Origin of the sequence: Rathayibacter sp. Leaf299, from assembly GCF_001423055.1 — a bacterium.
Lineage (GTDB): Bacteria > Actinomycetota > Actinomycetes > Actinomycetales > Microbacteriaceae > Rathayibacter > Rathayibacter caricis.
The window spans coordinates 79109-98253 of the sequence record NZ_LMNT01000008.1; the positions used below are offsets into that span (position 1 = coordinate 79109).

Here is a 19145-nt window from a genome sequence, read left to right on the forward strand (position 1 = left end):
CGTGGTCGCGGGGGTTCCGTCGTTCCGGGACGCGTCCGGATCAGCCCGTGTTCTGCAGGCCCGCGGCTACGCCGTTGACCGCGAGCAGCAGCAGGCGCTGGTTCTGCTCCGTCCCCGAGCCGCCCGGATCCGTGCGCAGCGCGCGGAGCGCCCGCAGCTGCAGCAGCGAGAGCGCGTTGACGTACGGAGTGCGCAGCCGCACCGCCCGGCCCAGCACGCGGTGTCCGGTGAGCAGGCTCTCCTCGCCCGTGATCGAGAGCACCCAGCGCCGGGTCGCCTCCATCTCGTCGAGGACGAGGCCTGCCAGGTCGTCGCGCGAGTCGAGCGCCAGGTAGCGGCGCGCGATGCCCTCGTCGGTCTTCGCCAGCGACATCTCGACGTTGTCGATCATCGTCGTGAACAGCGGCCACGAGGCGTACGCCGAGCGGAGCAGCTCGAGGTCGCCCACCGCCTCCAGTGCGCTGCCGAGCCCGAACCAGCCGGTCAGGTTGACGCGCGCCTGCGTCCAGGCGAACACCCACGGGATCGCCCGCAGGTCCTCCAACGACTCGACCGAGAGGCCGCGGCGCGCGGGACGCGAGCCGAGCGCGAGCAGGCCCACCTCCTCCTGCGGGGTGACCCGGGCGAACCAGGGCGCGAAGCCGTCGGCCTTCACCAGCTCGAAGAAGCGCTTGCGCGACTCGCGGTCCATCGTCTCGGCGACCTCGCGGAAGCGGTCGGCCGCCGCGGCGTTGCGCTCGCCGACCGAGGGGGAGGAGGCGAGGAGGGTCGCGCCGGCGACCTGCTCGATGTGCCGGGTCGCGATGTCCGGGTTGCCGTAGCGCGCGAAGATGACCTCGCCCTGCTCCGTCAGCTTGAAGCGGCCGTCGACCGATCCCGGCGGCTGCGCGAGCACCGCGCGGTTGGCGGGTCCGCCGCCGCGGCCCAGTGCGCCTCCGCGGCCGTGGAACAGCGTGAGGACGATGCCCTCGTCGGCCGCCCACTTCGCGATGCGCGCCTGGGCGTCGTAGAGCGCCAGCGTCGCCGAGACGGGTCCGACGTCCTTCGACGAGTCGGAGTAGCCCAGCATCACCTCGAGGCGGTTCCCGGTCTCGTCGAGCCGCTTGCGCACCTGGGGCAGTCGGATCATCTCGGCGAGGATGTCGGTCGACGCGTCGAGGTCGGCGAAGGTCTCGAAGAGCGGGATCGCGTCGATGACCGGCGGGTGCCCCTCCGTCGCCGCGTCCGCGAGCTCGAACACGGTCCGCAGGTCGTCCGAGGACTGGGTGAACGAGACGATGTAGCGGCGCGCGGCCGCGACTCCGAAGCGCTCCTGCACGGTCGCGATCGCGCGGAACACCGAGAGCACCTCCTCGCTGCGCTCGTCGAGTGCACCGCCGGCCCGGATCGCCGCGATCGTCTCGCGGTGCACCTTCGAGTGCTGGCGCACCTCGATCTCGGCCAGGTGGAAGCCGAACGTCTCGACCTGCCAGATCATGTTCTGCAGGTCGCCGTAGGCCGAGCGGGCGTCGCCGGCGGCCAGGAGCGACTCCTGAAGCGTCCGCAGGTCGCCCATCAGCTCGGCGGCGGAGGAGTACGCGAGTGCGCCGCCGGAGCGCGTCGCCGCCAGGCGCTCGGCCGCGAACAGCAGCACGCGGCGGTGCGTCTCGTTGGGGGAGCGGTCGGCGATGTCCTCGGCGAGCTCCGGCGCGCGGCCCGTGCACGCGTCCCAGAGCGCCAGCACCTCGTCCGACGGCGGAGTGGTCGACGCGTCGAGCGTCAGGGCGCGGCCGACGCGGCGCGCGACCCGCTCGAGCCCCATCAGCACGTGCTCGGAGGCGATCCCGACGGCCTCGAGGGTCGTCGCGGCGGTGACGAACGGGTTGCCGTCGCGGTCGCCGCCGATCCAGGTGCCCAGCCGCACGAAGGCGGGGGCGATCGGCGCGCGGGTGCCCGACGCCTCGCCCTGGAGGGCGTCGTCCAGACGGCGGTAGACGCGGGGGAGGACCGAGAACAGCGACTCGTCGAAGACGCTCATCGCGGTGCGCACCTCGTCGAGCGGCGACGGCTTCGACTCGCGCAGCGGCGCGGTGCGCCAGAGCGTGTCGACGTCGGCGAGCAGGCGCCGGCGGTTCTCGAGCAGCACCACGCCGCCCGTGCGCGGGTCGTCGCGCTGCTCGAGCAGCGCGCTGATGCGCCGGATGGTCGAGGCGACGGCCCGGCGGCGGGCCTCGGTGGGGTGCGCGGTGAGCACGGGGCGGAACTCGAGGCGCGAGAGGCGCTCGAACGCCTCCTCCTCGCCGAGCTCGGCGGTGAGCGTCGCCACCGACGCGGTGATCGAGTCCTCGGGCGACTGCGCGCCGGCATCGGCCTCGCGCCTGCGCAGCACGCGCACGCGGTGGAACTCCTCCGCCACGTTGACGAGGTGGAAGTAGCAGGTGAAGGCGCGCGCCACCTCCTCGGCGCGCTCGGCCGAGAGCGACGCGACGAACTCCTCCGCATCGGCGAGGTCCTCGGGTCGTCCGCCGTCGTACGCGCTGATCGTCAGCGCGCGCAGGCGCTCGACGTCGGTGTAGAGCGTCGGGTCCCCGGATTCGCGGAGGACCTGACCGAGGAGCTCGCCCAGGAGGTGGACGTCCGCACGGATGCGGTCGTCCAGGGGCGGCGCGACGGTGCCGTCGGCGGAGGTGGGGGCGGGTGCTGCGGTCGCGGCTGGCGCGTCGGAGATCGGAGGCACCTGACAGACATTAGCGGCGCCTCGTATCCGGGAGATGACGCCCGGGTCTCGTTTCGCAATGGAATGATCGGAGGTGTGACCGTGACACCCGCACCCTCCGCTCCCGCCGTCCAGACAGAGCAGGCCGCTCCTCACGTCGTCGTGCTCTTCGGGGCGGTCGGCGATCTCGCGCGGCGCAAGCTCATCCCCGGCATGGCGCATCTGGCGCTGTCCTCGCTCGCGCCCGACGTGCGCATCGTCGGGACCTCGCTCGAGGAGCACGACGACGAGTCGTTCCGCGCCTTCGCGAAGCTCGCGTACGACGAGTTCGGCAGCCGCTCGCTCACCCGCGCGCAGTGGGACGAGTTCGCGTCGAAGCTCTGCTACGTACCGCAGTCGGCGGGCCCCGCCGCCCTGGCCGAGGCCGTGAAGTCGGCCGAGAAGGAGCTGGGCCCGGACGTCAGCCGCCTCCACTACCTCAGCGTGCCGCCCAAGGCCGCGCTGTCGGTCGTGCGGATGCTCGCCGAGGCGGGCCTCGTCGAGCGCTCCCGCATCATCATGGAGAAGCCCTTCGGCGTCGACCTCGAGAGCGCCGTCGTCCTCAACGCCGAGCTGCACGAGACGTTCGACGAGGAGCAGATCTTCCGGATCGACCACTTCCTCGGCAAGGAGCCGGCGCAGAACATCCTCGCCTTCCGCTTCGCCAACGGCCTCTTCGAGCCGATCTGGAACCGCAACTTCATCGACCACGTCCAGATCGACATCCCCGAGAAGCTGACGCTCGACCGTCGCGCCGAGTTCTACGAGTCCACCGGCGCCTACAAGGACATGGTGGTCACGCACCTGTTCCAGGTCCTCGCGTTCATGGCGATGGAGCCGCCGACCGCACTCGAGCCGCAGGCGATCAGCGAGGAGAAGAACAAGGTCTTCCGTTCGATGCGCCCGCTGAACCCCGAGAACGTGGTGCGCGGCCAGTACATCGGCTACCGCGAGGAGCCCGGCGTCGCCCCCGACTCCGAGACCGACACCTTCGTCGCGCTCAAGTGCGAGATCGACAACTGGCGCTGGGCGGGCGTGCCGTTCTACCTCCGCACGGGCAAGCGCATGGCGGAGGGGCAGCGCATCATCTCGATCGCCTTCCGGGAGCCTCCGAAGAGCATGTTCCCGCAGGGGTCCGGAGTCGGCGCCCACGGCCCCGACCATCTCACCTTCGATCTCGCCGACGCCTCCAAGGTCTCGCTGTCCTTCTACGGCAAGCGGCCGGGGCCGGGCATGCGCCTGGACAAGCTCAGCATGCAGTTCGCGCTGCAGGAGACCGATCGCGCCGGCGACGCCCTCGAGGCGTACGAGCGGCTGATCCTCGACGCGATGCGCGGCGACCACACGCTCTTCACCACCGCCGAGGGCATCGAGCGCCTCTGGGAGGTCTCGGCGCCGCTGCTGCAGGCTCCGCCGCCCGTGCGCCTCTACGCCCCCGGCTCCTGGGGCCCGAACGCGATCCACCAGCTGATCGCGCCGCACGCCTGGCGTCTCCCGTTCGAGCGGGTCTGGCGCGACAAGCGCTGACCCGGCGCGCGGGGCCCGCCCGTAGGCTGAGCGCATGGCGCGCGCGGGGGAGGACCGGATCTGGACGGTCCCGAACGTCCTGAGCATGGTGCGCCTGGCGCTCGTCCCCGTGTTCCTCGTCCTCGTGATCGAGGGGGAGGACGCTCTGGCGCTGCTCACCCTGGTGGTCTCCAGCCTCACCGACTACCTCGACGGCTGGATCGCGCGCCGCTTCGACCAGATGACGCGCCTCGGGCGCATCCTCGATCCGGCCGCCGACCGGCTCTACATCTTCGCCACGGTGCTCGGCCTCGCGTTCCGCGAACTCGTGCCGTGGTGGCTGGTCGCCGTGCTGGTCGCGCGGGATCTCATGCTCGTCGTCCTGGCCGTGATCCTGGCGAACACCGGCTACGGGCCGCTCCCGGTGCACCACCTCGGCAAGTTCGCGACGTTCTGCCTCTTCTACGCCCTGCCGCTGATCATGCTCGGACAGGCGTTCCCGGCTCTCGCGCCGGCCTCGCTGCCCATCGCCTGGGCCTTCGCGCTCTGGGGCGCCTTCCTCTACTGGTGGGCCGGCATCGTCTACGCGGTGCAGACGGCCGGTCTCGTCCGGGGGGTCCGCTCGCAGAACTCCGGGTCCGGCGGGCCCCCGGATTCCGATACGCTGAACGGATAGGAGGTACGTCTTGGCCGAGCCCGTGCGTGGAGCATCATCCACCGAACCGCTGAAGTCCGAGCCCGTCGAGCCCTCGACGGACACGACGCTCACGTTCACCGACGACATCGGTGCGCAGCTCGCTGCGCTCGACAACCGCGCCTCCCGCGACGAGGCCGAGGCGGTCGGCGCGCTGCCGTCCGGATCCGCCCTGCTGGTCGTGCGCCGCGGTCCGAACACAGGAGCGCGCTTCCTCCTCGACACCGACTCGACGACGGTCGGCCGGCACCCCGACGCCGGGATCTTCCTCGACGACGTCACCGTCTCGCGCCGCCATGCGGAGTTCGTCCGCCGCGGCACGGGCTTCGAGGTCCGCGACCTCGGCTCGCTCAACGGCACCTACTTCGACGGCGTGCGCATCGAGTCCGCACTCCTGACCGACGGCTCCGAGGTGCAGGTCGGCAAGTTCCGGCTCACCTTCTACGCGTCCCGCGCCGACCTCGTCGCCGCACCGGACGCGTAGACCGTGGGGCGCTCCACCGCCCGGGCCCTCCCGTCCGGTCCGGCCGCTCTGCTGAGCATCGGACAGGTCCTGTCCCGCCTCACGACCGAGTTTCCCGACGTGACCCCGTCCAAGCTCCGCTTCCTCGAGGAGCAGGGGCTCGTGTCACCCGCTCGCACCGACTCCGGGTACCGCAAGTTCTCCGGAGCGGACGTCGAGCGGCTCCGCATGATCCTCGCGCTGCAACGCGATCACTACCTGCCGTTGAAGGTCATCCGCGGCTACCTCGACGACGTCGACGCCGGCCGCGAGCCGGTGCTCCCGAGCGGCGTGGGCGGGGCGCCCGCCTCCCTGCTCGCCCCGGCGTCCCGGCTCACCCGCGAGCAGCTCGCGCAGGAGTCCGGAGCGAGCGGCGCGCTCCTCCAGGAGGCGATCGGCGCGGGACTCGTCCGCGGTGGCGAGTTCTACGGCGAGGAGGCGGTGACGACCCTCAAGGCGCTCGTCGAGCTCTCGCGATCGGGCATCGAGCCGCGCCACCTCCGCCCGCTGCGGGTCGCGGTGGAGCGCGAGATGTCGCTCATCGAGAGCGTCGTCGCGTCGAGCGCCCGCCGGGGCGACGTGTCCGGCTCCGCGAGCGCGACCGAGAACGCCATCGGGCTCGCGGCGCAGCTCGGAACGATCCGGAGCGCCATGGTCCGCAGCGCCCTCACGCGGATCGCCCGCTCGTGATCCCGCGGCCGCGACGACACGCCGCGGCCGTCGAGCCGATGTCGTTTACTCGGCACCCCCGGGTGAGTACCGTAGGGAGCGCGTTCGGACGATCCGGCGTTCGGATCCGGAAGGCCACGGGATGAGAGAAGTCCGCCGCGACGTCAGCGGCCAGCGCGACCTCGTCCTGTTCACCGACGGACTCCCCGATCTCGACGCCAGCGCGGGCTACCGCGGAGCGGTCGCAGCCCGTGCTGCCGGCATCACTTACCGCCAGCTCGACTACTGGGCCCGCACCGAGCTCGTCGAGCCCACCGTGCGCGGCGCCTCGGGGTCCGGCACGCAGCGTCTCTACGGCTTCCGCGACATCCTCGTGCTCAAGCTCGTCAAGCGACTGCTCGACACCGGCATCTCCCTCCAGCAGATCCGCACCGCGGTCACGCAGCTGCGCGAGTCCGGGGTGGACGACCTCGCCCAGACGACGCTCATGAGCGACGGAGCGAGCGTCTACCTCTGCACCTCCAACGACGAGGTCATCGACCTCCTCAGCCGCGGTCAGGGCGTCTTCGGCATCGCCGTCGGCAAGGTCCTCCGCGAGGTCGAATCGAGCCTCGTCGACCTCGGCAGCCAGTCCGTCGACCCCCTGGACGAGCTCGCCCAGCGCCGCGCCTCCCGCAAGGTCGGCTGACCGCCGCTCCGGTCACCCGCCTGCCCCCGCTGATCCGTGGTTCCGCGGCCTCTGCTGATCGAGTAGCCCGCGCAGCGGGCGTATCGAGATCCGCCCACCGCCAGGAACCGCTGTCGCCGCGCCGACCACTCCGCCCGACGACGACGACGGCGCCGCAGCCCGAGCTGCGACGCCGTGGTCGAGAAGAGGTCGCGCCTACTTCCCCGCCGGCACCTGCTCGCCGATGCGGCCGGTGCGGATGACCCGGTCGAGCAGCAGGTCGAAGTTGTGCGCCATCTCCTGCGCGCTCTCGCCCGGCCAGACGTGGACGGGCTTCGCCGCGCCCTGCGCCTGCTGCAGCGAGGTGCGCTCCGGGAGCTGGGGGCTGAGCACCAGCGGGCCGAACATGTCCCGCAGCTCCTTGATCCGGAACTGGTGCTCGAGCGACTGGACGCGCGCGCGGTTCACGATGATGCCGAGGGGCTGCAGGCGCGGGCTGAGACCGCGCCGGATCTCCTCGATCGCGCGCAGGGCGCGGTCGGCCGCCGCGACGGAGAAGAGCCCGGGCTCGGTGACGACGGCGACGCGGTCGCTCGCCGCCCACGCGGTGCGGGTCAGCGCGTTCAGCGACGGGGCGCAGTCGATCAGCACGAGGTCGTAGTCGGCCTCGACGCTCGCGAGCGCCTCCTCGAGCTTCCAGATGTCGCGGATGCTCGGGTGCGGTCCGTCGAAGTTGATCGCCGACGGGCTGCCGATGAGCACGTCGATCGTGCCGTGGTGCTCCTTCGTCCAGCCGGAGGGGGCGATCGCCGAGCGGACGATCTTCTCCTTCGGCGACGTGAGCACGTCGGCGATGTTGAGGTGGCCGGCGACATTGATGTCCATGCCGGTGGAGACGTCGGACTGGGGGTCGAGGTCGACGACGAGCGTTCGCAGACCCTTCGAGAACGCTGCGGACGCGAGGCCGAGGGTCACCGTGGTCTTGCCGACGCCGCCCTTGAGGGAGCTCACGCTGAGTACATGCATGGCTGGTTACTTTACTTTCACTAGGGTGGGAGAACCTAACCGTTCCCTGCGCGCCACCCGGCCCGGGATGCGGATACGGGGGCGCGACGTCGCACTCCCGGCTCCCCGTCGCCCGCGGAGGACCGACCCGAAGGACTGCCGTGTTCTCGAAGATCCTTGTGGCCAATCGCGGAGAGATCGCGATCCGGGCGTTCCGTGCCGCGTACGAGCTCGGGGCGCGCACCGTCGCCGTGTTCCCGTACGAGGACCGGAACTCGATGCACCGGCTGAAGGCCGACGAGGCCTACCAGATCGGCGAGAAGGGGCATCCGGTCCGGGCCTACCTCGATGTGGCCGAGATCATCCGGGTCGCCCTCGAGTGCGGTGCCGACGCGATCTACCCCGGCTACGGGTTCCTCTCCGAGAACCCCGAGCTCGCCCGAGCGGCGGCCGACGCCGGCATCGCGTTCATCGGTCCTCCGGCCCGGGTCCTCGAGATGGCGGGCAACAAGGTCACGGCGAAGGAGCACGCGCGGGCCGCCGGCGTGCCGGTGCTGCGCTCCACCCCGGCGTCGCGCGATCTCGACGAGCTGCTCGCGGGCGCCGCGGAGATCGGCTTCCCGATCTTCGCCAAGGCGGTCGCGGGAGGAGGAGGTCGCGGCATGCGGCGCGTCGACGCTCCGGAGGACCTCCGCGCGGCCCTCGAGGCCGCCATGCGGGAGGCCGACAGCGCGTTCGGCGATCCGACGATGTTCCTCGAGCAGGCGGTCGTCCGGCCCCGGCACATCGAGGTGCAGATCCTCGCCGACGCCGACGGAGAGACGGTCCACCTGTTCGAGCGCGACTGCTCGGTGCAGCGCCGGCACCAGAAGGTCGTCGAGATCGCGCCCGCGCCGAACCTCGACGAGACGACCCGGCAGGCGATGCACCGCGACGCCATCGCCTTCGCCCGGTCGATCGGGTACGTCAACGCGGGCACGGTCGAGTTCCTCCTGGACACCGCGGGGGAGCGGGCGGGCGAGCACGTGTTCATCGAGATGAACCCGCGCATCCAGGTCGAGCACACGGTGACGGAGGAGGTGACCGACGTCGACCTCGTCGCCTCGCAGATGCGGATCGCCGCCGGGGCGACCCTCGCCGAGCTGGGGCTGACCCAGAGCGAGCTGCGACTGCACGGGGCGGCGCTGCAGTGCCGCATCACCACCGAGGACCCGGCGGCCGGCTTCCGTCCGGACACCGGCAAGATCACCACGTACCGCTCGCCGGGCGGCGGCGGGATCCGCCTCGACGGCGGCACGATCAACCCGGGTGCTCAGATCAGCCCGCACTTCGACTCGATGCTCGCGAAGCTCACCTGCCGCGGTCGCGACTTCCCGGCGGCGGTGGCCCGCGCCAAGCGCGCTCTCGCCGAGTTCCGGATCCGCGGCGTCTCGACGAACATCCCGTTCCTGCAGGCCGTGCTGGACGATGCGTCGTTCGCCGCGGGAGACCTCAGCACATCGTTCATCGACGAGAGGCCGGGGCTGCTCGCCGGCCGCGAGTCCCGCGACCGGGGCACGAAGCTGCTGACCTGGCTCGCCGAGGTCACGGTGAACCAGCCGCACGGCGCCCGACCGCCGGGACTGCGGCCCGTCGACAAGCTGCCGGCCGTCGACCTCGCGGCTCCTGCTCCCGCCGGGTCCAGGCAGCGCCTGCTGGAGCTCGGCCCGAAGGGGTTCGCCGACGCCCTGCGTGCGCAGACCGCCCTCGCGGTCACGGACACGACCTTCCGCGACGCGCACCAGTCGCTCCTCGCGACGCGGGTCCGCTCCCGCGACCTCGTGGCCGTCGCCCCCTCCGTCGCCCGGCTCACTCCGCAGCTGCTGTCGGTCGAGGCCTGGGGAGGCGCGACCTACGACGTCGCGCTCCGCTTCCTCGGCGAGGACCCGTGGGAGCGGCTCGCGGCCCTCCGCTCGGCCCTGCCGAACGTCGCGATCCAGATGCTGCTCCGGGGCCGCAACACCGTCGGCTACACGCCCTATCCGACGGAGGTGACCGACGCGTTCGTCCGCGAGGCCGCCGCCACCGGCGTCGACGTCTTCCGCATCTTCGACGCGCTCAACGACGTGTCGCAGATGCGGCCCGCCATCGACGCCGTGCTCGCGACGGGCACCACGGTCGCCGAGGTGGCCGTCTGCTACACCGGCGACCTGCTCGATCCGGCCGAGGACCTCTACACCCTCGACTACTACCTCCGGCTCGCCGAGCAGATCGTCGACGCGGGGGCCCACGTGCTCGCGATCAAGGACATGGCGGGGCTGCTGCGCCCGTACGCCGCCGCCCGCCTCGTCGAGGCGCTGCGCGGGAGGTTCGACCTGCCGGTGCACGTGCACACCCACGACACTCCCGGCGGTCAGCTCGCCACCCTGCTCGCCGCGGCGGAGGCGGGTGCCGACGCCGTCGACGCCGCGTCCGCGCCGATGGCGGGCACCACGAGCCAGCCCTCGCTCTCGGCCCTGGTCGCCGCCCTCGCGCACACGCCCCGCGACACCGGGCTCGACCTCGACGCCGTCTCGGATCTCGAGCCCTACTGGGAGGCGGTCCGCCGCCTCTACCGCCCGTTCGAGTCCGGCCTGCCCGGACCGACCGGGCGGGTGTACCGCCACGAGATCCCCGGCGGTCAGCTCTCGAACCTGCGGCAGCAGGCGATCGCGCTCGGCCTCGCCGACCGCTTCGAGGTCGTCGAGGACCTCTACGCCGCCGCGAACGGGATCCTCGGACGGGTCCCCAAGGTCACGCCGTCCTCCAAGGTCGTCGGCGACCTCGCCCTCCACCTCGCCGCGGTCGACGCCGACCCCGCCGACTTCGCCGAGAACCCGCAGGCCTACGACATCCCCGACTCCGTCGTCGGCTTCATGGCGGGCGAGCTCGGCGAGCTGCCCGGCGGCTGGCCCGAGCCGTTCCGCACCCGGGTGCTCGAGGGGCGCGACGTGCGCATCGGAGTGGCCGACCTCCCGCCCGAGGACCGCGCGGTGCTGCTCGGCGACGACTCGGACGCTCGGCGCGCCACCCTGAACCGGCTGCTGTTCCCCGGCCCCGCCCAGCAGTTCCTCGACGTGCGCGAGTCCTACGGCGACGTCTCGGCCCTCGACACGGCCGACTACCTCTACGGCCTGCGGCAGGGCGAGGAGCACGTGGTCGAGATCGCGCGCGGTGTCCGCCTCTACGTCGGGCTCGAGGCGATCGGCGACGTGGACGACAAGGGCATGCGAACGGTGATGACCACCCTGAACGGGCAGCTGCGGCCGGTGTTCGTCCGCGACACGACCGTCGCGGTCGACACGACGAGTGCCGAGAAGGCGGACCGGACCGTACCCGGTCAGGTCGCCGCTCCGTTCGCGGGGGTCGTGACGCTCAAGGTCGCCGTGGGCGACGTCGTGGCGGCGGGAGCCGCGATCGCGACGATCGAGGCGATGAAGATGGAGGCGGCCATCACGACTCCGGTCGCGGGCACCGTCCGACGGCTCGCCGTCCCGGTCACGCAGCAGGTCGACGCGGGCGATCTGCTGGTCGTCGTCGAGGCGTCCTAGCAGTCGGAGCCCGGGGGCTCCAAGGCCCGGCGCCCCCGAACGGGCCGCCGGTACACTGACCGCAAGCGGAAGGAGGCTCGTTCGCATGGATGAGCGCAACGACGAACAGCCCGACACCGGCCCCGTGCCCCGCACCGCGCTCGACGCGGTGAGGGACTCGACGCAGTACGTGCCCCGCGAGAGCGACACTGCTCCGACCCGGATCCCCGACGGCGTGCGGGTCGACCCGCCGCTGCGGCGGCGGTCCACCGCGCCGGCGCCCGTCGAGGACGACTCCGTCGATGTCGGCACGCTCGGCATCCCCTCGGCCCGTCCGTCCCGCTCCTCGCACGTCGCGCCTCCGGAGCCGGACCCCGCCTCGGGCGTCGGACCCGTGTCCGCCGGGTCCGCCTCGCGCGACGAGGTCTCCGTGCTGCCCGAGGAGCCGGGCGAGCGTCCGCGCGGCCGGGGAGAGACTCCCGCCACGGACTCCGCCGAGTCCTCCGCGGCCGAGCAGACCCGCAGCGCCACTCGGCGCGACCGTCTCCGGGCCGAGTCCGAGGCGTCGTCCGGTTCGGGATCCTCATCCGGTTCCGTCTCCGGACCTGAATCGTCGTCGATGCTGACGGCCGACCGCCTCCTCGAGGTGAACCGGCGTACGCGTCCCGCGCCGACCTCCGGCTGGAACCGCTTCGTCTACGCCGTGACGTTCCACACCGTGAACCTCGGCGACTCCGCGAAGGAGCAGGCCTGGAAGGCGATGGGGGAGCGGATCAGCCGCCAGTTCGAGGGCGGCACCCGCTTCGTGCCGGTGATGACCCGCAAGGGCGGCGTCGGCAAGACGACCGTCACGACCCTCCTCGGCATGGCGTTGGCCGACGCCCGCGAGGATCGCATCATCGCGGTCGACGCCAATCCCGACCGGGGCACTCTCGCCGAGCGCGTCCCGAAGCAGACCCGGGCCACCGTCCGCGACGTCGTCAACCGGGCGTCCGGAGTCACCGGCTTCACCGACTTCTCGACGATGGTGTCGCGCGACGAGACCCGACTGGACGTCCTCGCCTCCGACACCGACCCGATGCTGTCCGAGGCGTTCGACGAGGACGACTACAACGTGGTCGCGGACCTCGTGGAGCGGTTCTACTCGATCATGCTCACCGACTGCGGAACCGGCATCGTCCACTCCGTGATGCGTCCGACGCTGCAGCGGGCCGACACGGTCGTCATCGTGTCGGGCGGGAGCATCGACGAGGCGCGCCTCGCCTCCGAGACCCTCACCTGGCTCGATGCGAACGGCCACGGCGCTCTCGTGAAGAACGCCGTCGTCGCCCTGAACACCGCCACGCAGGGGACGAGCCTCGTGAAGCTCGAGGAGATCGAGTCGCACTTCCGCTCGCGGGTGCGCGACATCGTCCGCATCCCGTACGACCCGGTGCTGGCCGCCGGCTCGGTCGTGAAGTGGGAGCACCTGCGTCCGGCCACGAAGGACGCAGCGCGACTGCTGGCCGCGCTCGTCGTCGAGGGCATGCCGGTCCGGCGTGCCTGAGGCGGCGGTCGACGCCGCCGAGCAGTTCGATCTGATCGTCATCGGGGCCGGATCCGGCAACTCGATCGTCGGTCCCGAGTACGACGACTCCCGCGTGGCGCTCCTCGACGACGGGGAGTGGTTCGGCGGCACCTGCCTCAACGCGGGCTGCATCCCGACCAAGATGTTCGTGCACGTGGCCGACGTGGTCACCGACGTCGACCAGGGAGCGCCGATCGGTGTGCGAGGAGCCGTCGCGCGGCCCGAGTGGGCGGCCGTCCGCGATCGCGTCTTCGGCCGGACCGACACGATCAGCCGGGCTGGACTCGAGTACCGGGACGGGCGATCCCCGAACGTCACCGTGCTGCGCGAGAGCTTCGGCTTCGAGTCGCTCGGCGACGGTTCCCGTCCTCACGTGCTGGTGAGCGCGAGCGGCACCCGGATCAGCGCGCCCCGCGTCGTCATCGCCGCCGGCTCCCGGCCCCGCCCTCTCCTGGCGGCGTACGCGCCCGATGCGCGCATCCACGACTCGTCCTCGATCATGCGCCTCGACGAGCTCCCCGAGCGGATGGTGATCCTGGGAGGCGGAGCCGTCGCCGTCGAGTTCGCCCACGTCTTCTCCGCCTTCGGCACCGCGGTCACCGTCGCCGTCCGGAGCGACCGCCTCCTCCGCTCGCTCGACGAGGACATCGCGCGGCGGTTCACCACGATCGCCCGCGAGCGCTGGGACGTCCGCACCGGCGTCACCGCCCAGCAGGTCGACGCGGGCGACGGCGGGCTCGTCGTCACCTTCAGCGACGGGTCGAGCGTCGAGACGGACGTCCTGCTGGTCGCCCTCGGACGCGACCCCAACAGCGACACCCTCGCCGCCGCCTCCGCAGGGATCGATCTGCATCCGGACGGACGGGTCGCGGTCGACCTCGAGCAGCGGGTCCTCTCGGGCGGTGCGCCCGTCCCCGGTCTCTACGCGCTCGGAGACGTCTCGTCGGAGTGGCAGCTCAAGCACGTCGCGAACCACGAGGCGCGGATCGTCGCCCACAACCTCCTGCACCCGGACGACCCTCAGCGGAACACGCTCTCGCCCGTGCCCGGAGCGATCTTCGCCCACCCCCAGATCGCCCACTTCGGCATGACGCTGGCCGACGCGGAGGACGCCGGCGTCGCCGCGATCTCGGTCAGCCAGGAGTACGGCTCCACCGCCTTCGGCTGGGCACTCGAGGACGATTCCAGCGTCTGCATCCTGGTCGTCGGGCTCGATGGAGCCCTGCTCGGCGCGCACCTGATGGGCCCGCAGGCGAGTATCCTCATTCAGCCGCTCGTCCAGGCCGCCAGCGTCGGACGCGGCATCCACGGACTCGCCCGCAGCCAGTACTGGCCGCACCCGGCAGCGAGCGAAGTCGTCGAGAACGCCCTCCTGAAAGCGGAGGAGGCCCTGAGGGAGCGCACCACATGACCGAACGCCAGATCCGGATCTTCGGAGATCCCGTCCTGAAGACCCCGTCGACTCCGATCGAGACGATCGACGACGGGATCCGCGGACTGGTCGAGGACCTCGTCGACAGCGTCCGTCCTCCGGGACGCGCAGGCGTCGCCGCGCCGCAGATCGGCGTGAACCTCCGCGCCTTCAGCTACAACGTGGACGGCGTCATCGGCTACATCCTGAACCCCGAGATCGTCGAGCTGAGCGGCGAGCCGCAACCGGTCGACGAGGGCTGCCTCTCGGTGCCCAACCTCTGGTACCCGGCGATCCGCTACCCGCACGCGAAGGTCCGCGGAACCGACCTCGACGGCAACGAGATCGTCCTCGAGGGGGACGGCCTGATGGCGCAGGCCCTGCAGCACGAGTGCGACCACCTCGACGGCCGCCTCTACCTCGATCGGCTCTCCAAGGAGCACCGCCGCGCCGCGATGAAGGACGTCCGCGAGTCGCCCTGGTTCTGAGCTGATTCGGAGCCGGTCCCAGCCCGGCTCCTCGCGGTCGGCTTGTGCAGGTGGTCGCGTTCTGCAGAGCGTCCTGCGTCCGCCGACGGGAAAGCGCTCGAACGCGCTTTCCCGGATACGGCTCGACCCTCTCAGGAGCCGGTCCCTGCCCGGCTCCTCGCGGTCGGCTGGTGCAGAGGGCCGCGTTCTGCAGACCGTCCAGCGTTCGCCGTTGGGAAAGCGCTGGGACGCGCTTTCCCGGATACGGCTCGACCTTCGGCGGAGCCCGCGGTGGCCGGTCGGGTCGAGCTTCTGCTGCTGATCGAGTAGCCCGCGGAGCGGGCGTATCGAGATCCACGTCACTGTGGTCGGTCTCTGACGAGCACAACCTCGGCCAGAAGTGCAGCTCCGCCATCGTCGCTGACCGCCACTCACACCTGCGGCTCTGCATCCGACCGCTCGTCGGACGCAGAACCGCGGCCGCCCGAGCACCGGGCGGCACCGCCGTTCAGCGGAGGCTGATGCCCTCCGTGGCCGGGGCGGCGGAGTAGAGCGCGGAGATCGTGTCGGCGTAGTCCGAGAGGATCACGGCGCGCTTGATGCTCATCTTCGGCGTCAGGTGGCCGCTCGCCTCCGTGAACTCGGTCGGCAGGATCACGAACTTGCGGATCGACTCCGCGCGCGAGACGGACCCGTTGGCGTGGTCGACGGCGCGCTGGATCTCGGCGAGGACCGCCGGGTTGACGGCCGCGTCGTCGAGGGAGAGCGTCGGATCCTGCCCGTTGTTGCCGAGCCACGTCGGCAGCATCTCGCTGTCGAGCGTGACGAGCGCAGCGATGAACGGCCGCTGGTCCCCGACCACCACGACCTGGCCGACCAGCGGATTCGCGCGGATCGGGTCCTCGAGCGCCGCCGGCGCGACGTTCTTGCCGCCGGCCGTGACGATGATCTCCTTCTTGCGGCCGGTGACGCGCAGGTACCCGTCCTCGTCGAGCGAGCCGAGGTCGCCCGTGCGGAACCACTCGCCGTCGAACGACTCCGCCGTCGCCTGCTCGTTGTTCCAGTACCCGCCGAAGACGCAGATGCCCCGCACCTGGATCTCGCCGTCCGCCGCGATCCGGATGGACGCCCCCGGCATCGCCGGTCCGACGGTGCCGATCTTGAACAGCTCGGTCCGGTTCACGCTCGCGGGGGCGGTCGTCTCGGTCAGGCCGTAGCCCTCGAGGATCTTGATTCCGAGGCTGTGGAAGAAGTGCCCGAGCCGGTCGCCGAGCGGTGCCGAGCCCGACACCGCGTACTTCACGTTGCCGCCCATCGCCGCCCGCAGCTTCGAGTAGACCAGGCGGTCGAACAGCAGGTACTGCAGCTTGAGCGCCAGGGGCACCGACCCGGCCTCTACGGCGATCGAGTGCGCGACGGCGACGTCGGCGGCCCGGCGGAAGATCTTGCCCTTCCCTCCGGCCTCGGCCTTCTGCTCCGCCGAGTTGTAGACCTTCTCGAACACGCGGGGCACCGCGAGCAGGAACGTCGGCTTGAACGAGGCGAGGGAGGGGAGGAGCTGCTTGGTGTCGGCCTGGTGGCCGACCTTCACGCCGCCGTGCACGCAGAGGACCGAGATGAAGCGGGCGAACACGTGCGCGGTGGTGATGAAGAGGAGCGTCGAGGCGCCCGGCTGGTGGATCAGCTCCGTGAGAGCGACGGCGGAGTTGCGGCTGAGCTCGACGAAGTTCGAGTGCCGGATGATGCAGCCCTTGGGCCGCCCGGTCGATCCCGAGGTGTAGATGATCGTGGCGATGTCGGAGCCGGTGGCGAGCGAGCGGCGGCGCTCGATCTCGGCGTCCGGCACGTCGACTCCGCGCGCGGCGAGCTTGTCGAGGTCGCCGAGCCCGATCTGCCAGGCGATGCGGACGTCCGGGACGTCGGCGCGGATCTCGTCGAGCCGCGCGAAGTGATCAGCCGTCTCGACGATCACGGCGTGGGCACCGGAGTCGGTCAGGTTCCACTGCACCTGGGCGGGCGAGGAGGTCTCGTAGACCGGGACGAGGATCGCGCCGGCGAACCAGACGGCGAAGTCGATCAGCGTCCACTCGTAGCGCGTCTTGCAGATCAGCCCGATCTTCTCGCCGGGCTCAATGCCCGCGGCGACGAGGCCCTTCGCGAGAGCCGTCACCTGGTCGAGGAACTCCTGCGCGGTGACGTCGCGCCAGCCTCCGCCCTCGGGCAGGGCGAACAGCACGCGGTCGGGGGTCTCGCGAACCCTGTCGAGCAGCAGATCGGCGGCGTTCGCCTGAGGATCGGCGGCCACCACGGCGGGTGAATCGAACTGTTCCACGGCAACTCCTTCGGCACCTGAACGAACGTCGAGCCCACTCTATCGGCGGGATCGAAACTGTGGATCCGTTCAGGGTAACGATCCGGCCGGTGGTCGCGATGCGGGCTCCTCCGGTGCCCGGCCCGCCTGAGCCTGCGCGCTGTCCGCGGTCACTACACTCGATCCAGTCGCCGGAGAAGGCGGCTCCACCGGCGCGGATGCGCCGACGGCGGAGGGAAGGCGGTTCGCGTGCACGCGATCGGGATCGACATCGGCGGCACGAAGATCGCAGGGGCGCTGGTCGACGAGTTCGGCGCGATCCTCCGCGAGGACCGCCAGCCGACTCCCGCCGGGCACCCCGAGCTGATCGTCGACGTCGTCGTCGAGATGGTTCAGCGCCTGCGCGAAGGCCTCGCGCCCGGCGATGTCGCCGCGGTCGGAGTGGCCGCCGCCGGCTTCATCGACGCCTCCCAGTCGATCGTCTACTACGCCCCCAACATCAACTGGCGCAACGAGCCCTTCCGCGAGAAGCTCTCGGCGCGGATCGATCTGCCGATCATCATCGAGAACGACGCGAACGCCGCGGGCTGGGCCGAGTTCCGCTACGGCTCCGGCCGCCTGGTCAGCGACATGGTCATGCTCACCATCGGCACGGGCGTCGGCGGAGCGATCGTCATCAACGACCGCCTGCTGCGCGGCGGCTTCGGCGCGGCCGCGGAGGTCGGGCACATGCGCGTCGTCCCCGGCGGGCTGCCGTGCGGCTGCGGCGCCCGCGGCTGCATCGAGCAGTACGGCTCCGGTCGCGCCCTGCAGCGCTTCGCGGGCGAGCTGGCCGACGCCGGCGGCATCGGACAGGGCATCGCGGACGCCCGCAGCCGGAACGGCGGCGAGCTCAACGGCCACATCATCTCCGACCTCATCGTCGCGGGCGACCTCGGCGCCCTCGCGGCGCTCCGCCAGCTCGGCCACTGGCTGGGCGAGGCCGCGGCCAGCCTGAGCGCGGTCCTCGACCCTCAGCTCTTCGTGATCGGCGGGGGAGTGGCGCAGGCCGGCGACCTGCTGCTCGACCCGATCCGTCAGGCGTACCTCGACAATCTGCCGGCGCGCGGCTACCACCCCGAGCCCGAGTTCCGCATCGCGGAGCTCGTCAACGACGCCGGAGTCGTCGGTGCGGCGGATCTCGCCCGCCTGCACGCGAACTCCCTCTGACCCCGCTCCACCCGCCCCACCCCCGACCCTGCACTCGCTGAGGAGCCGCACGATGTTCTACTGGTTCATGAAGCACATCGTGGCGGGACCGCTCCTGAAGACGATCTTCCGTCCGTGGGTCGTGAACGCCGACCGGGTGCCCCAGACCGGCGGAGTGATCCTCGCGAGCAACCACCTCTCGTTCATCGACTCGGTGTTCCTGCCGCTCGTGATCGACCGCAACATGGTCTTCCTCGCCAAGAGCGACTACTTCACCGGCAAGGGCCTGAAGGGCTGGGCGACGCGCCTGTTCTTCACCGCCACGGGGATGCTGCCCATCGACCGCTCCGGCGGGAAGGCCTCCGAGGCGTCCCTCAACACCGGGCTCCGGGTCCTCGCGCGCGGGGAGGCGCTCGGCATCTATCCGGAGGGCACCCGCAGCCCCGACGGCCGGATGTACCGCGGACGCACCGGCGTCGCGCGGATGGTCCTCGAGGCGCGCGTGCCCGTCGTGCCCGTCGCGATGGTCGACACGGCGCGGATCATGCCGATCGGCAGCCGCCTGCCCAAGCTCGGCCGGATCGGCATCGTCTTCGGCGAGCCGCTCGACTTCAGCCGCTTCGAGGGCATGGAGGGCGACCGCTTCATCCTCCGCTCGATCACCGACGAGATCATGTACGAGCTCCTCGCCCTGAGCGGCCAGGAGTACCTCGACGTCTACGCGACGTCGGTCAAGGAGAAGCGCGCCGCGCTCGTCCGCTGACCGCCGGCTGTGCGCGGAGGCCTCCTCCTCGGAGGCGTCCCGCGAGGCGATAAGCTCGTCAACCGCTGCCGTCCGACCGGGCGGTACCCGCTCGCGCGCCTCCCGGCGCCCGT

General features: G+C 71.5%; 14 protein-coding genes. 11 read left to right on the top strand and 3 right to left on the bottom strand.

Features of this window, described 5'->3' with window-relative positions:
• Positions 1 to 40: 40 nt before the first annotated feature.
• Complete coding sequence (locus ASF48_RS18610) at positions 41 to 2638, bottom strand: phosphoenolpyruvate carboxylase (protein ID WP_055795024.1); 2598 nt, start codon at positions 2636 to 2638, stop codon at positions 41 to 43.
• Positions 2639 to 2797: 159 nt separating this feature from the next.
• On the opposite strand from ASF48_RS18610, the gene zwf reads away from it, so the two are divergent.
• From zwf to ASF48_RS18635, 5 genes are all read left to right on the top strand, one after another.
• Positions 2798 to 4261 (top strand): glucose-6-phosphate dehydrogenase, encoded by a 1464-nt coding sequence (gene zwf / locus ASF48_RS18615; RefSeq protein WP_055795028.1) that lies wholly within the window; start codon positions 2798 to 2800, stop codon positions 4259 to 4261.
• Between the two features lie 34 nt (positions 4262 to 4295).
• The gene (locus ASF48_RS18620) at positions 4296 to 4916 is read left to right on the top strand and encodes a CDP-alcohol phosphatidyltransferase family protein (RefSeq protein WP_055794903.1); all 621 of its coding nucleotides are present in this window, start codon (positions 4296 to 4298) and stop codon (positions 4914 to 4916) included.
• A gap of 49 nt (positions 4917 to 4965) precedes the next feature.
• Positions 4966 to 5418 carry an FHA domain-containing protein gene (locus ASF48_RS18625; protein WP_230673060.1) on the top strand — a complete coding sequence of 151 codons (453 nt, stop codon included), beginning with the start codon at positions 4966 to 4968 and terminating at the stop codon, positions 5416 to 5418.
• A gap of 3 nt (positions 5419 to 5421) precedes the next feature.
• Complete coding sequence (ftsR, locus tag ASF48_RS18630) at positions 5422 to 6126, top strand: transcriptional regulator FtsR (RefSeq protein WP_055794906.1); 705 nt, start codon at positions 5422 to 5424, stop codon at positions 6124 to 6126.
• Between the two features lie 121 nt (positions 6127 to 6247).
• Positions 6248 to 6793, top strand: coding sequence for a MerR family transcriptional regulator (locus tag ASF48_RS18635; RefSeq protein ID WP_055794909.1), 546 nt, complete (start codon positions 6248 to 6250; stop codon positions 6791 to 6793).
• A 195-nt stretch (positions 6794 to 6988) separates the two neighbouring features.
• On the opposite strand, the gene ASF48_RS18640 is transcribed toward ASF48_RS18635, so the two are convergent.
• Positions 6989 to 7798: a ParA family protein gene (locus ASF48_RS18640; RefSeq protein ID WP_055794914.1), complete on the bottom strand. Its 810-nt coding sequence runs from the start codon at positions 7796 to 7798 to the stop codon at positions 6989 to 6991.
• A 140-nt stretch (positions 7799 to 7938) separates the two neighbouring features.
• Between ASF48_RS18640 and ASF48_RS18645 the strand changes: the two genes are divergently transcribed.
• The 4 genes from ASF48_RS18645 (at position 7939) to def (ending at position 14791) form a co-directional block, all read left to right on the top strand.
• Complete coding sequence (locus ASF48_RS18645; RefSeq protein WP_055794917.1) at positions 7939 to 11346, top strand: pyruvate carboxylase; 3408 nt, start codon at positions 7939 to 7941, stop codon at positions 11344 to 11346.
• 85 nt (positions 11347 to 11431) lie between these two features.
• Positions 11432 to 12871 carry a MinD/ParA family ATP-binding protein gene (locus ASF48_RS19595; RefSeq protein WP_157603254.1) on the top strand — a complete coding sequence of 480 codons (1440 nt, stop codon included), beginning with the start codon at positions 11432 to 11434 and terminating at the stop codon, positions 12869 to 12871.
• Entirely contained in the window at positions 12864 to 14303 is a 1440-nt protein-coding gene (locus ASF48_RS18655; RefSeq protein WP_055794918.1) for a mycothione reductase, read from the top strand. Before ASF48_RS19595 ends, ASF48_RS18655 begins: the two co-directional genes overlap by 8 nt.
• Entirely contained in the window at positions 14300 to 14791 is a 492-nt protein-coding gene (gene def, locus ASF48_RS18660) for a peptide deformylase (RefSeq protein WP_055794921.1), read from the top strand. Before ASF48_RS18655 ends, def begins: the two co-directional genes overlap by 4 nt.
• 487 nt (positions 14792 to 15278) lie before the next feature.
• On the opposite strand, the gene ASF48_RS18665 is transcribed toward def, so the two are convergent.
• Positions 15279 to 17102, bottom strand: coding sequence for an AMP-dependent synthetase/ligase (locus ASF48_RS18665; protein WP_055794924.1), 1824 nt, complete (start codon positions 17100 to 17102; stop codon positions 15279 to 15281).
• Positions 17103 to 17330: 228 nt separating this feature from the next.
• Here ASF48_RS18665 and ASF48_RS18670 point away from each other — a divergent pair, with 228 nt between their 5' ends.
• On the top strand, positions 17331 to 18290 hold the full coding sequence (locus tag ASF48_RS18670) for an ROK family glucokinase (RefSeq protein ID WP_055794927.1): 960 nt from the start codon (positions 17331 to 17333) through the stop codon (positions 18288 to 18290).
• Between the two features lie 52 nt (positions 18291 to 18342).
• A complete protein-coding gene (locus tag ASF48_RS18675; RefSeq protein ID WP_055794930.1) occupies positions 18343 to 19032 on the top strand; it encodes a lysophospholipid acyltransferase family protein in 690 nt (229 codons plus the stop codon).
• Positions 19033 to 19145 lie beyond the last annotated feature (113 nt).

What these genes read in the sequence shown, in the direction of transcription:
- ASF48_RS18620 (WP_055794903.1), top strand. Translation starts at nt 4,296, where the DNA reads ATGGCGCGCGCGGGGGAGGACCGGATCTGGACGGTCCCGAACGTCCTG.
- ASF48_RS18635 (WP_055794909.1), top strand. Translation starts at nt 6,248, where the DNA reads ATGAGAGAAGTCCGCCGCGACGTCAGCGGCCAGCGCGACCTCGTCCTG.
- ASF48_RS18640 (WP_055794914.1), bottom strand. Translation starts at nt 7,798, where the DNA reads ATGCATGTACTCAGCGTGAGCTCCCTCAAGGGCGGCGTCGGCAAGACC.
- ASF48_RS19595 (WP_157603254.1), top strand. Translation starts at nt 11,432, where the DNA reads ATGGATGAGCGCAACGACGAACAGCCCGACACCGGCCCCGTGCCCCGC.
- def (WP_055794921.1), top strand. Translation starts at nt 14,300, where the DNA reads ATGACCGAACGCCAGATCCGGATCTTCGGAGATCCCGTCCTGAAGACC.
- ASF48_RS18675 (WP_055794930.1), top strand. Translation starts at nt 18,343, where the DNA reads ATGTTCTACTGGTTCATGAAGCACATCGTGGCGGGACCGCTCCTGAAG.